This is a genomic window from Streptomyces sp. PA03-3a (genome assembly GCF_033792735.1).
In the GTDB taxonomy this organism is placed as follows: domain Bacteria; phylum Actinomycetota; class Actinomycetes; order Streptomycetales; family Streptomycetaceae; genus Actinacidiphila.
Genome location: NZ_JARAVM010000001.1, coordinates 17,419 through 30,566 on the forward strand (window position 1 = coordinate 17,419; position 13,148 = coordinate 30,566).

The window sequence follows — 13,148 nt, forward strand, 5'->3', positions numbered from 1 at the left end:
CCGCGGCTCAGCCCCACTGCCCGGTCGCCGTCCCCGTGGGGGGCAGCGCCGTGCGCAGCTGCCGCCGCCCGGAGACGCCGAGCTTGGTGAAGACGTTGCCGAGGTGCCACTCCACCGTGCGCGGACTGATGAACAGCTGCGCGGCGATCTCGTAGTTGGTGTGCCCGTCCCTCGCCCGCGCCGCGATCTGGGCCTCCTGGCCTGTCAGCCGGTCGGCGGCGCCGACCGTCCGCTTGCGTACGGTCTCCCCGGTCGCCAGCAGCTCGCGATGGGCGCGTTCGGCGAAGCCGTCCGCCCTGAGCCCGCTGAACACCTCGTGGGCGGCGCGTAGTTGGATGCGGGCTTCCTGGCGGCGGTTGCGGCGGCGCAGCCACTCGCCGTACAGCAGCCGGGTGCGGGCCAACTGCACCGCGATACGGCAGCGGCCCAGGTGGTCGACCGCCTCCCGGTAGAGCGCGTCGGCGGTGCGGTCGTCGTCGCTCAGCAGCGCGCGTGCGCAGGCCTCGGTGCCCAGCGCCCACTCCGTGCCGCTGGCGCCGGTGCGTTCGCAGAGCCGTTCCAGCGCGGTGGCGGCCGCCTCGGGCCGGCCGCTGCGGGCGGCCGCCTCGATCAGTTCGAACAGCGTCCACCCCAGGAAGCCCAGGTCCTCGTACCGGCAGGCGCGCGTCGCGGCCTGCAGCGCGGCGTCGTAGCGGCCGAGTCCGTTGTGGAGCACGGCGGTCGAGTACTCGGCGAGAGTGAGGGCACGGCCCTCGCCGCGGTCACCCACCTCCCGGATGTGGTGCTCGATCAGGTCCAGCGCCCGGGACTCCTCCCCCCGCCAGGCGGCGAGCAGGAGCGAGGTGTACACCATCGGTACGCTGCCCGTCGCCTCCGAGATCGCCGCCGCTTCGTCGATCAGCGCCTCCGCGGTGTCGAACTCGCCGGCGTGCACGTGGAAGCACGCCTGGAAGCTGAGCGCCATCGGGAGGACGGCAAGTGCTCCTCCCGCGCGGGCGACGCACACCGCTCCGGACGCCAGTTCGCTCCACGCGGCGTCGTCCCACAGCTCCAGTGCCAGGGGTTCGGGCGTCACCGGGCAGGCCAGCCAGAGCCAGCGCCGGTCGCCGTCCGCGCGCACGGCGCCGGAACGCAGTTCCTGGCGGACGCGGCCCAGCGCGTCCCTGAGAGCGTCCGCGCTCGCCGCGAAGCCGTCGAGCACCAGAGCGGCCACGCTGTCCAGGAGCACGTCGAGCGTCCGCGGCACCGGGGGCGCGGGCGCCGCACGGGCCTCCTCCGCGATCTCGCGCAGCCCGGGCCCCTCGCTGAGGCCGCCCGCGAAGATCGCCGCGCCGACCGCCTCGAGCAGCGTGTCCCTGGCCAGGGCGCTGTCGAGCGGCTCCAGCCGGCGCGCCGCGTCGAGCAGGAGCCGGGGCGCGACGCTTCCGCGCACCTGCGAGAACTCCAGGCGGGCGCGCAGCCGCTCCAGCCGGGCGCGCTGCAGTTCGTCGAGCGGGCCGGCGTCGGCAGTCGCCAGCAGGGTGCGGGCCCGGTCGACCCCGCCGGAGTCGATGGCGGCCTGGGCGGCGGCCAGGGCACGGCCGGCGCGGCGCGCGGGATCGGGGGTGAGCTCGACCGCCTGACGCAGGAACGCGGCAGCGGCGGCGGCCCCACCCCGCCCCTGCGCGCGGCACGCCGAACGTTCCAGGTCGAGGGCGACGCTCTCGTCGGGCCGCGCTGCGGCGTGGGCGCGGTGCCACGCCCGGCGATCGGGGTCGAGGCGGGGATCGGTGGCCTCGGCCAGCGCGTGGTGCGCCGCCCGGCGCTCGGGCGCCGGCGTCCGCCGGTAGACGGCCGAGCGTGCCAGGGGGTGGGGGAAACGCACCGTGGCGCCGAACTCGACCAGCTCCGAGGCCTCGGCCGGACCCGCAGCGTCCGCCGGTATGCCCTGCGCGGCGGCCGCGCGCCACAGCAGCGCCACATCGCCGGTCGGTTCGGCCGCGGCGGTCAGCAGCAGCCGGCGGCTGTCCCGCGGCAGCGACAGGAACCGCCGGCGGAACGCGCTCTCCACGTGGCCCGCCGCCGCACACCTGCCCGGGAGCCAGAAGCCGCCTGCCAGCTCGGAGGGGGTGAGCGTACTCGGCAGGTGCAGCAGGACCATCGGGTTGCCGTGGGCTTCGGCGACGATCCGGTCCCGCACCAGCGGGTCGAGCGGCACGCGGACGGCCGAGGCCAGCAGGGCGCGTGCGTCGGGTTCGCTGAGCCCCTTCACGGTCAGCTCGGGGAGTCCGGCCAGCTCCCGGTCGTCGTCGGGCTCGCGTACGGCCAGGACCAGGGCCACGGATTCGGCCACCAGACGTCTGGCGACGAAGGCCAGCACCTGCCGCGACCCGTCGTCGAGCCACTGGGCGTCGTCGACGAAACACGCCAGCGGGCGCTCCTCCGCGGCGCCGGCCAGCAGGCTCAGCACGGCCAGGCCCACCAGGAACCGGTTGGGCGCGGTGCCCTCCCGCAGCCCGAACGCGACGGACAGGGCGTCCCGCTGCGGTCCGGGCAGCCCGTCGAGCCGGTCCAGCAGGGGTGCGCACAACTGGTGGAGGCTGGCGAACGGCAACTCCATCTCCGCCTCGACGCCCGCGATGGCGGCGGTGCAGAACCCGGCGGCCCGGGCCGCCGCGTGGTCGAGGAGCGCGGTCTTGCCGATCCCCGGCTCGCCACGTACGACCAGGACGGCGCTGGTGCCCGACCGCGCCGTGGCCAGGACCCGCTCGAGCGCGGCCATCTCCTTCTCCCGGCCCCGCAGTCCGAGCTGTGCGTCGATCGCGGGCACACCCATGAGTCGATCTTCCTGATCTCCTGCCTGACGTGGTCATTTTAGTTCATTCATGCGTTTTGGGGGAGTTGCTCCGGGCTGCTGCCCCCCGGGGTGCCAGGGACACCCCGGGGGCGCGGCCCCGGGGTGATCCCCGGGGGTTCCACTGGGGCGATACCCGCTCCTTTCGGCCACCTTGGGTGAGCCGGCGACGCAGGGTCGCCGCAGACGACGAGGAGAGCCAGATGTCCTTCACTCCGCAGAACCCGGAGATCCGTCCGTTCACGTTCGAGTTCTCCGATGCGGAACTCGCGGACCTGCGCGCACGCATCGAGGCGGCGCGCTTCCCCGAGAAGGAGACCGTCGACGACCAGTCGCAGGGCACCCAGCTCGCCACGGTCAAGGAACTCGCCCGCTACTGGGCGACGGAGTACGACTGGCGCAAGGTCGAGGCGAGGCTGAAGGCGCTGCCGCACTTCATCACCGAGATCGACGGGCTGGACATCCACTTCGTCCACGTGCGCTCGAAGCACGCGGACGCCCTGCCGGTGATCGTGACGCACGGCTGGCCGGGCTCGATCGTCGAGCAGCTGAAGATCGTCGAGCCGCTCACCGACCCCACCGCCCACGGCGGCGACGCCTCCGACGCCTTCCACGTGGTCATCCCCTCGATGCCGGGCTACGGCTTCTCCGGCAAGCCCACCGCCAAGGGCTGGGGGCCGGAGCGCATAGCCGCCGCCTGGGGCGAGCTGATGAAGCGCCTGGGCTACACCAAGTACGTCGCGCAGGGCGGCGACTGGGGCGCGGTCGTCACGGACCTCATGGGCGTGCAGGAGCCCGAGGGCCTGGCCGGCATCCACACCAACATGCCGAAGGTGATCCCGCCCGCCATCGAGGAGGCGATCGTGGCCGGCAACCCGCTGCCGTCCGACGTCGTCCTCGCCAACGACGAGGAGAAGGCCGCCGTCGAGCAGCTCGACTTCGTGTACCGGCACGTGTACTACGCGTACATGATGGGCTCGCGCCCGCAGTCGCTGACGGCCCTGGCGGACTCCCCGGTGGGCCTGGCGGCCTTCATGCTCGACCACGACAAGGCCAGCCTGGAGCTGATCACCCGCTCCTTCGAGGGCGTGAGCGAGGGCCTGTCCCGCGACGACGTCCTGGACAACATCACGCTGTTCTGGCTGACCAACACGGCGGTCTCCGCGGCCCGCCTGTACGGGGAGAACACGACCCCGTTCTTCGGTGCGAAGGGCGTCAAGCTTCCCGTCGCCGTCAGCGTCTTCCCGGACGAGCTCTACCAGGCCCCCAGGAGCTGGGCCGAGCAGGCCTACCCGAACCTGGTCCACTACAACCGGCTCCCCAAGGGCGGGCACTTCGCCGCCTGGGAGCAGCCGGAGCTGTTCGTGAACGAGCTCCGCACGGGCTTCCGCGCGATGCGCCAGGGCTAGGCCTTGTCGTCACCTTGGCTCCCCCAGCTACCGCTGGGAGGGGCCCCCGGTGCGGTGCATCGCAAGGCGGAGGATCGTCCTCGTGGTGGGCTGCTCGGACGATGCGACAACGCAGCGTGGGGGCACCTCCCGGCGTCAGTTGGGGGAGTGCGGTGCCAGGCGCCGCGGGGTGAGGACGCCCCCGGCCGAAGGTGGGGCGAGGGCATGTGACGATACGGCCCAGTCGTCCCGGGTTGCGGAATCCCACCGTCAGCGCGGACGGTGGGATTCCGGGCCCATCACAGAGGAGGTTCCGCCATGGACGTTCCGACCCTGGCCGGGCTCCTGCACGAGACCGAGGACCGCCACGGCGCGTACGAGGCGACCGCACCGGAGCACCACTGGTGGGACTGGTACGCCGCCTACCTGTTCGCCCGTGAGCAGGGCCGCACCCCGGACGAGGCCGCCCGCGAGGCCGCGGCCCACATGGAGGCGCTGCTGAAGTAGGCCGCCGCCGTCCCGGCTCAGGACGTGAGTGCCTCGGCCCAGTCCCGGTACCACTCCCGGGGCCGCAGCCCGGCGATGCCGTGCCGGCCGGAGACCCAGGTGGGCGTGGAGTGGACGCCGTACCGCACGGCGAGCGACTTCGACGCGGCCAGCGCGCCGTTCATCGCCGGGGAATCCCATGCCGCGCGCAGTCCGTCCGCGTCGCCGCCGGACTCGGCCGCGAGGGAGAGCAGCAGCTCCCGGGACTCGATGTCGAGGCGGTCGGCGAAGTTGGCGTCGAACACGGCGACGGCGAAGCGGCAGGCGGCCTGCGGGGCGGTGGCGGCGAGCCACTCGTGGGCCGCCAGCGCCGGGCGGGAGCAGGCGACGCGGTCCGTCCAGTGCAGCGGGAGGCCGGCGGCCTCGGCCTCCCGTGCGAGGAACGCGTAGCCGGGGCCCGTGCGCGGGCCGGCCGGTACGCCGCCGGGCCCGATCCCGGGGTGGATCTGCAGCGCGTGCCCGACCACGTGGACCCCGTGCTCCCGGAGGATCCGGGAGCGGTCCTGGGCGACGTAGCAGTAGGGGCAGATGAAGTCGAACCAGTGCTCGGCGGTCGCGATGCGCGGCGGCGAGCCGGTCCCGGGGGCGAGGGTGGCAGGCATCGGGTCCTCCTCGATGGGGTTCCCATGTTTCGTTACGATTAATGTCCGTAACGAATTCCTCTCCCGTCCTCTTCCCCTCACCCGGGCGCGCGTGCGTGCGGAGGTCAGGAGGCGACGAGCGTGCGCAGTGCCGTCGCGACGAGTTCCGGGTCCTCCTCCGCCATGAAGTGGCCGCAGCCGACCGTGGTGTGCGTCAGATCCGGTGCCCAGGCCTGCCAGAGTGCGCGGGCGTCGTAGCCGAGGGCGGCGCCCCAGTCCTGCTGGAGGACCGCGACCGGCATCCGCAGCCGCCGCCCCGCTGCCCGGTCGGCGCGGTCGTGGTCGATGTCGACCGTCGCCGAGGCGCGGTAGTCGGCCACGATCGAGGGGACGGCCGCGCGGCACGCGTCCAGGTACGCGGCGCGCACCGCGGGCGGGACGGCGTCCGGGGACGGGTTCCACACGTCGAGGAAGTGGCCGAAGAAGGCGTCGGGGGCGGCGCCGATCAACGCCTCGGGCAGGCCAGGAGGCTGGGCCATCAGGTAGAGGTGGAAGGCGACGGCCGCGCCGGCGCCGCGCAGCACGTCCCACATGTCCAGGGTCGGCAGCACGTCGAGACAGGCCAGCCGGCTGACCGCGTCGGGATGGTCGAGCCCGGCGCGGAAGGCGACCAGGGCGCCGCGGTCGTGTCCGGCGAGCGCGAAGCGGTCGTGACCGAGCGCGCGGGCCAGCGCGACGACGTCCGCGGCCATGGTGCGCTTGGCGTACGTGGCGGGTCCCGTCGCGGCCGGCTTGTCGCTGGCACCGTAACCCCGCAGGTCGGGGCAGATCACGGTGTGGTCGGCGGCCAGGTCGGCGGCGACGTGCCGCCACATGAGATGGGTCTGCGGGAAGCCGTGCAGCAGCACGACGGGGCTGCCCGAGCCGCCGACGGCGACGTTGAGGGCGACGCCGTCGGCGACGGGGACGCGGTGGTGGGTGAAGCCGGGGACGACCGGTGTCATGGTGCGTTCTCTCGTTCCGTGGTCGGGGGAGTCGGGTGCCCGCCGGCGGCGGACGAACCGAGCCTCCCGCCCGCGAATCAGCAACCGGTCAGCGCGTACCGTGGCAGCGGGGGATGACGGCCGGAGAGGTGGGCAGGGTGCGGGTCGCGTTCGGTGTGCTCGGGCCGGTCGACGCCTGGGACGGCGACGGTCGCGCGCTCGCGCTCGGGGGACCGCGGCACCGGGAGGTGCTGGCCCGGCTGGTCGTTGCACGCCGCCGCGTCGTACCCGTGAACCGCCTGGTGGCGGATCTGTGGGACGAGCCGCCGGCCGGAGCCGTCGGGGCCGTGCAGACCTTCGTAGGGGCGCTGCGCCGCGAGCTGGAACCGGGGCGGCCGCCCCGGGCACCGGCCCGGCTCCTGGTCACCGCGGGCACCGGGTACGCCCTGCGGGCTGACCCGGACAGCGTGGACGCCTGGCGGTTCGAGGCAGCCGTCGACGCCGCCGCGGCCCTGTCGCCCGCGCCGGCCCTGGCGCGGCTCGGCGAGGCCCTGGAACTGTGGCGCGGTCCCTCGTACGGCGAGTACGCCCACCGGCAGTGGGCCCGCGGCGAGCGCTCCCGCCTCGCCGAACTGCGGTTGCGGGCCGTGGAGCGGCGCGCCGAGGCCCGGCTGCGCCTGGGCCTGGCCGCCGAGGCGGTGCCCGACCTGGACGCGCACCTGACCGAGCACCCGTGGCGTGAGGACGCCTGGCGCCTCCTGGCGCTCGCGCTGTACCGCTCGGGCCGCCAGGGGGACGCGCTCGCCGTGCTGCGCAGGGCCCGGGCGATGCTGGCCCAGGGCCTGGGGCTCGACCCGGGACCGGCGCTGCGCCGCCTGGAGGCGGACGTACTCGCCCAGGACCCGCGGCTGGACGCGCAGGCGCCGTTGCCCGCCGACCCGGGCGACACGGCCGCCCGCGTGTGGACGCGGGCGGCCGAGGCGTACGACCGCACCGTCGCCGCCGGGGCCCGCGCACGGCTGGAGTCGACGGTCGGCCTGCTGCGCAATCTCGCGCTGACCGGGGGCGGCGGCCTGGAAGCCGCCCGCGAACACCGTCTCGCGGCCGTCACCGCGGCGGAGGAGACCGGCGACCCGGAGCTGGCCGCCCGGGTGATCGGCGCCTACGACGTGCCCGCGATCTGGACCCGAGGGGACGACCCGGAACAGGCCCGGAGCGTCGTCGCCGCGGCCGAGCGCACCCTGGCCGCACTGCCCGCCGATGCCGCGCACGAGACGGCCCGCTGCCGGCTGCTGGCCACGATCGCGGTGGAGACCCGCGGCGTCCGCACCCCGCGCGGACCGCTGGCGGCGCGGCAGGCCGAGGAGGCGGCCCGCCGGCTCGACGATCCGGCGCTCCTCGCGTTCGCCCTCAACGGGGTGTTCATGCAGACGTGCACCCGGGCGGGCCTCGCCCCGCGCAGGGACGAGATCGGCGCCGAACTGGTCTCGCTGTCCCGGCGGCACGGCCTGACGACGTACGAGGTGCTCGGGCACCTGATCCGCCTCCAGGCCCGCAGCGCCCTCGCCGACTTCCCCGCGGCCGACGTGCACGCCGCCGCGGTCGACGTCCTCGCCGAACGTCATGAACTGCCCCTGGCGGGCGTCTTCACCCAGTGGTACGGCGCGCTGCGCACGGCCGCCTCCGGGGACGGGGGCGCCGCGCGGGCCGAAGCCGCCTACCGGGCCGCCGCGGCGCGACTGGAGGGCGCCGGGATGCCGGGCGTCGAACGCGGCCTGCTCCCGCTCTCGCTGCTCTGCCTCGACCTGGCCGACGGCGCCGTCCCGGCGGCGCGGCTCGCCGAGCGCGTGGACCCGGCCGCGGACTGGGGGCCGTACCGGCCGTGGGCGGAACCCTTCGCCCTGCTGCGCTCCGGCCGCCGCGCCGAGGCCCTGGCGGCCCTGCGGGTCCTGCCCGAGCCGCCTCCCGACCTGCTGTACGAGGCGCTGTGCTGTCTGCAGGGCGTGCTCGCCGTCGAGCTCGGCGACCGCGAGGTCCTCGAGGCAGTCCACGCCCGCCTGCTCCCCGCCGCCGGGCAACTGGCGGGAGCCGGCAGCGGTCTGCTCACCGCGGGCCCGGTGGACCGCCACCTGGGCGCCGTCGCGGCGGCGCTCGCCCGGTAGACCCGGGGCCCGCGCCGCCCCCAGGGAAGAGGAAGGGCCGGCACCCCGAGAGGTACCGGCCCCTTGCATCCCCGGTGGATCAGATGGGGAGGATGTTCTCCGCCTGCGGGCCCTTCTGGCCCTGCGTGACGTCGAAGCTCACCTTCTGGCCCTCCTGGAGCTCACGGAAGCCCGAGGTGGCGATGTTGGAGTAGTGAGCGAAGACGTCGGCGCCGCCGCCGTCCTGCTCGATGAAGCCGAAGCCCTTTTCCGAGTTGAACCACTTCACGGTGCCGGTCGCCATGGGAATCTCCTTTGGGAGCAGTACATGAAGGCCGCACTTTGCGACCTCCCGTCGCCGCAATGACCCCTCCGGAAGGACCGGAAAACAAAAGTGCACCTGTCGGTTACATCCCGGCAGGTGCACGTAAAGTTCATGGGTACCAAAACTGCAACGCGCTTAACGTAGCACAGGTGTCACCACGTGGCCGTGGAGGCCGGGTCCGCCGTCTGTGCGTGGCGGACCCGGCCCCGTGGGCCCGCGGTCAGTAGGTGAACCGCTGGAGCCCGTTGGCCCAGGGGTTCACCAGGAAGACCGTGCGCGTGTCGGTGTCGAGGAACAGCCCGCGCCGGCCGGTGAAGTCGAAGTTGCTGGTGCTGAGCGTGGAGTTGACGAGGTTGGCGACGGGGTGCCGGGCGAGCACCCTGCCCGTGTCGGGGTCGAGGACGGTGATCTCGCTCAGGGCGTTGTTGTCGCCGGTGGTGGCCTCCTCGTAGAGATGGGCGACGAGGGCGACGTGGTGCCGGGTGTCGAGCACCGGCCACATGACGCCCCGGGTGCCCAGGTCGGCCGGGGCGGCGGTGGCCAGGGACTTCTGGTCGGCCGAACGCCAGGTGCTGGTGGGGAACTCGCCCGTGGTGTAGCTGGGCGTGGCCGGCCCGGCTGCGACGTAGACCCGGTCGCCCTTGCCGTCGGGCAGGAGCCCGGCGGTGCAGGCCGGCATGGTCGTCAGCGGCGACACCTTGCGGGTGCCGGGGTCGACCGACACCGCCCAGTAGGGGACGCGTCCGGACAGGCAGGGGCCCATGGTGCCGGTGGTGGCCGCGAAGAACGTGCCGGTCGACGCGTCGACGGAGACGTTGCCGAAGGTGCGCCCCGGGTTGTCCGCGTTGAGCGGGATCGGCGTCGAGACCTCGCCGGTGGCCATGTCGACGGTCCACAGCGAGGCCACGCCCGAGACCCCGTCGAAGGTCGTCACGGCCGCCCGGTGACGGGCCGGGTCGACGACTCCGCCCTGGAAGTAGACCGACGCCGAGCCGGTGCCCGGGTCGAGCGTGCTGAGCTTCACGCGCTCACCGGTCGCAGTGTCGCGCAGGTCGACCTCGGGGAGCACGCCGCCGTCGAACGGCCGGTGGCCGATGAGGGTGTGTCCCGTGCCGAGGTCGGCGCCCAGCACCTCCTGCATCATCGAGGTGCCGGTCTCGCGGGACACCGTGGTGCCGAGGGTGCCCTCGGAGAGCGAGTACGCGGTGGTGGTGGAACTCTCCAGGTGGATCCAGCCGTCGTCGCCCTCGGCGAAGTCGTCGGTGGAGAGCAGCGCCTTGCCGCCGCTGACCTCGATGTTCTCCAGGGTGCCGGAGACCGTGTCGCCGTCGAGGTACTGCACGAACGACGTGGGCGAGGCCTGCCCCACGGGCTTGCCGGCCCGGGTGGGGAGGATCCGGACCGGGTACTGCAGACCGGTCGGCAGACCGAGCGCCCTCAGGTCGAGCACGGTCCGGCCCTTCACCGACGGCAGGGGCCGGAAGAGGGTCGAGGCGTGGTCGACGCCGTTGTCGTCACGGCCGCTGCCGTTCTGGTTGGTGGCGGTGTTGAGCGCCCCGTACAGGGTGGGGGCCGGGGTGAGGAACTCGATGGCCGCGCCGTCGGCGTGCCGCACCGAGGAGGCGTCCCAGGAGACCGTCAGCCTCGGCTCCGGGCGGCTCAGTTCGACGGCGTGCGCCGTGGCGGACCTCCCCTGCCCCAGCAGCGGTGCCTGCGGCCGCTGGTCCGCGCCGGGCCCGATGCGCAGGGCGCGGAAGTCCCCGAAGACCTGGCCGTCGTAGAGCGTGACGCCGATGCCGTAGAGCCCGGCGCCACCCGGCCTGAAGGCGGAGGCGGGGATGGTCACCGTGCCCTTGGTGCCGGCGAGTGGTGTGCGCCACTGGGCACGCCACTTGTCGCTGGTGGTGAAGGGCGTCCAGTGGCCGACCGAGGAGAGCACCAGCTCGGGGGAGGTCGCGTCCCGCAGTCCGGTGAGGTCGTAGTGCACGGTGACGGGCTTGCCCAGCGGGGCCGAGCCGGGCGCGGTCGGGGCCTTGGGCTGCACGTAAGTGCCGTCGGCCGCGCCGAAGGTGAGCCGCCGGCCGGTCGAGGCGACCACCTTGCTCCCGGACAGCGCCTCGAACGTCACCTGCAGGGTGCGCGGTTCGCCGGAGGCCAGCGGCAGGCCGGCGGCGGCCAGCAGCTCACGGGGCAGGACGCGCAGGCTCGGGCCCGCGGACGGGATCGTGCCCCTGTCGCCGACGCGCAGACGGTACGTCAGCTTCCGGTGGGCGCCGGTGAGGTCCAGACCGAAGGTGATGGGCGAGACCGCGTTCTGCCCGGACGGGTTGCCCCAGGCGTCGGCGGGGCCCGCCAGGTCGATGGCGGAGGGGTCGGTGGCCTCGACGAAGGCGGTGGTCGGGCTCACCGACAGCAGTTGGCGTTCGGCGACGGACAGCCGCACCGCGGCCGGGCTGAGGTCGTGGCGCTTGGCGAGCACCTTCTCCACCGCCGCGGTCACGTCCAGCTGCGGGCCCATGCGCAGTTCCCGGTCGGCCTGCGGGGGCTGGGCGATCGGGCGGCCGGTGTCGACCAGCAGCTTCCTGACCTCACGCGGGCTGAGCTTCTGCCCGGTCGCCTCGGCGGCCGCCAGCACGTTGGCCGCCGCGGCGGCGATCATCGGGGCGGAGGCCGAGGTGCCGCCGTTGAGCACCACGCCCGGTCCCTCCGGGGTGTGGATCAGCGAGGGCAGGTTGTCACCGGGCGCCGCCAGGTCGATCCGCGTGCCGAACCCGGAGGAGTATCCGGCGGACCCGTTGTAGCGGGTCGTCGGGTAGACGGCGGTGCGTACGTCGTCCGAGCTCAGGGTGTCGTCGACGGTGGTGCCGCCGGCGGCGATCACCCCGGTGTCGCGGACCAGGGTGGGGGTGGTGGTGGGTGCGACGTCGTCGATGGACGTCTGCGCGCTGCCGTTCGACGTCACGTCGGTCGGGGTGCTGCCGCCGTCGGGGCCCACGGAGACCGGAAGCCCCAGGCGGGTGCCGTCGTTGGACGAGACGACCACGACGATCCCCGAGTCCACGATCGAGCGCAGGGTGTCCCTGATCTCCGGGTCGTCCTCCAGCCACCGCGAGGGGAAGCCGATCGAGCCGTCCGTGCCGAAGCCGAGGCTCGCGGTGATGACGTCCGGCCGGGGCTTCTGGGCGGCCGCCGCCCGCAGCGCGGCGGCGATGCCCACGGCGGAGGGCTCCTCGGGGATCACGAGCCGGTACTGCGCGCCGGGCGCGATGCCCAGCAGGTCGGTGGCGCCGCTCCCGGTGGCCTCCGGGCGCTGCCGGTCGTGCGGCAGCGGGGCCATCATCGAGAAGTCCAGGAGCACTTCGGCGAGGTTGGGGTCCTGGCCCTCGATGGCGCCGGCCGGGTCGAGGCGGCCTTTGTTGTCGCTGGTGTAGGTCGGTATCAGCGGCAGGGAGGGGAAGTCCAGGTAGCGCCTGCCGTCGCGGAGCACCGTGGTCGGGCCGTTGAGGCGCACGTACTCGTCGCCCGCGTCGGCCATGCCCTGGTCGGTGAGGTCGCCCAGCGACACATTGGTGACGATCTGCCCCTTACCGGGCAGCGCCCGCAGATACGTGGCGGTGTCGTGGAAGGCACCGACCGCGTTGACGCCGCCCGCGTTGAGGTACGACTGGAAGGACGTCGTCAGGCCCTCGTTCGAGGGCAGGTCCTTGGCGGCGGTGGCGGGAGCCGCGGTGCGTGCCGCGGCCCGGTCGCCGATGCCGTCGACGGCCGCGAGGACGTCCTTCGGGAGCGGCGCGGCACCGGAGTTCATCGTGCGGGGCCGGACCGCGGAGCCGGGGCCGGTGGACGCGCCCACGCTGTACGGCGTCAGCGCGGCGGCGTCGGCCCGGCGCCGGAGGATCTCGGCCGAGGGGGTCAGCGGGTCGCCGAACGCGCTGCGGCCCTTGCCGGCCGCCACGGGGAACGCACGGGTGGTGCCGTCCCTGCGGGTCAGGGTGCCTGAGCCGTCGTCGGACCAGCGCAGCACCGAACCGTCGGAGAGGGTGAGGGAGTGCGCCGAGGGGGCCGCCTGCGCCGCGGACCGGGACGCGGGGGCGTCCGGGTCCGCGGCGTGGGCGACGGAAGGCACGGCGATCGTGGACAACAGGGCGGCGAGCGCCGTCAAGCGCGCTCGTCTGAAGCGGTGGGACATGCAACGCCCTTCGGGATCGGGTGAGGAACGTGCAGAGGGCCGGCGGGTCTTCGGGACGGGCGGACGGAGCTCACCTTGACGGTGTCACGTCACGTCGGACAAGCTTCGGCAGCTGCGGGTTTGTGCAGTTGCCCACATGCGCGGGGCGTCGCCGCGGCCAGG

The 13,148-nt window shown here is 74.2% G+C and carries 8 protein-coding genes; 3 read left to right on the top strand and 5 right to left on the bottom strand.

Annotated elements, in window-relative coordinates:
- Nucleotides 1-7: 7 nt before the first annotated feature.
- Entirely contained in the window at nucleotides 8-2,815 is a 2,808-nt protein-coding gene (locus PV342_RS00080; RefSeq protein WP_500315503.1) for a helix-turn-helix transcriptional regulator, read from the bottom strand.
- Nucleotides 2,816-3,036: 221 nt separating this feature from the next.
- Here PV342_RS00080 and PV342_RS00085 point away from each other — a divergent pair, with 221 nt between their 5' ends.
- Together PV342_RS00085 and PV342_RS00090 are read left to right on the top strand one after the other, a co-directional pair.
- On the top strand, nucleotides 3,037-4,242 hold the full coding sequence (locus PV342_RS00085; protein ID WP_500315504.1) for an epoxide hydrolase family protein: 1,206 nt from the start codon (nucleotides 3,037-3,039) through the stop codon (nucleotides 4,240-4,242).
- 297 nt (nucleotides 4,243-4,539) lie between these two features.
- A complete protein-coding gene (locus PV342_RS00090) occupies nucleotides 4,540-4,728 on the top strand; it encodes a hypothetical protein (RefSeq protein ID WP_018563668.1) in 189 nt (62 codons plus the stop codon).
- A gap of 17 nt (nucleotides 4,729-4,745) precedes the next feature.
- Here PV342_RS00090 and PV342_RS00095 read toward each other — a convergent pair whose 3' ends face one another.
- Entirely contained in the window at nucleotides 4,746-5,369 is a 624-nt protein-coding gene (locus PV342_RS00095; protein WP_500315505.1) for a DsbA family oxidoreductase, read from the bottom strand.
- Between the two features lie 104 nt (nucleotides 5,370-5,473).
- Entirely contained in the window at nucleotides 5,474-6,352 is an 879-nt protein-coding gene (locus PV342_RS00100; RefSeq protein ID WP_386994001.1) for an alpha/beta fold hydrolase, read from the bottom strand.
- A gap of 137 nt (nucleotides 6,353-6,489) precedes the next feature.
- On the opposite strand from PV342_RS00100, the gene PV342_RS00105 reads away from it, so the two are divergent.
- The gene (locus PV342_RS00105; RefSeq protein WP_500315506.1) at nucleotides 6,490-8,493 is read left to right on the top strand and encodes an AfsR/SARP family transcriptional regulator; all 2,004 of its coding nucleotides are present in this window, start codon (nucleotides 6,490-6,492) and stop codon (nucleotides 8,491-8,493) included.
- 79 nt (nucleotides 8,494-8,572) lie between these two features.
- On the opposite strand, the gene PV342_RS00110 is transcribed toward PV342_RS00105, so the two are convergent.
- Nucleotides 8,573-8,776, bottom strand: a complete 204-nt coding sequence (locus PV342_RS00110) for a cold-shock protein (RefSeq protein WP_018563672.1) — start codon at nucleotides 8,774-8,776, stop codon at nucleotides 8,573-8,575.
- Between the two features lie 241 nt (nucleotides 8,777-9,017).
- The gene (locus PV342_RS00115; protein WP_500315507.1) at nucleotides 9,018-12,959 is read right to left on the bottom strand and encodes a S8 family serine peptidase; all 3,942 of its coding nucleotides are present in this window, start codon (nucleotides 12,957-12,959) and stop codon (nucleotides 9,018-9,020) included.
- Nucleotides 12,960-13,148: the final 189 nt, after the last annotated feature.

Excerpts from the sequence above, each read along its gene's own strand:
- PV342_RS00080 (WP_500315503.1), bottom strand. The coding sequence starts at position 2,815 with ATGGGTGTGCCCGCGATCGACGCACAGCTCGGACTGCGGGGCCGGGAG.
- PV342_RS00085 (WP_500315504.1), top strand. The coding sequence starts at position 3,037 with ATGTCCTTCACTCCGCAGAACCCGGAGATCCGTCCGTTCACGTTCGAG.
- PV342_RS00090 (WP_018563668.1), top strand. The coding sequence starts at position 4,540 with ATGGACGTTCCGACCCTGGCCGGGCTCCTGCACGAGACCGAGGACCGC.
- PV342_RS00095 (WP_500315505.1), bottom strand. The coding sequence starts at position 5,369 with ATGCCTGCCACCCTCGCCCCCGGGACCGGCTCGCCGCCGCGCATCGCG.
- PV342_RS00100 (WP_386994001.1), bottom strand. The coding sequence starts at position 6,352 with ATGACACCGGTCGTCCCCGGCTTCACCCACCACCGCGTCCCCGTCGCC.
- PV342_RS00110 (WP_018563672.1), bottom strand. The coding sequence starts at position 8,776 with ATGGCGACCGGCACCGTGAAGTGGTTCAACTCGGAAAAGGGCTTCGGC.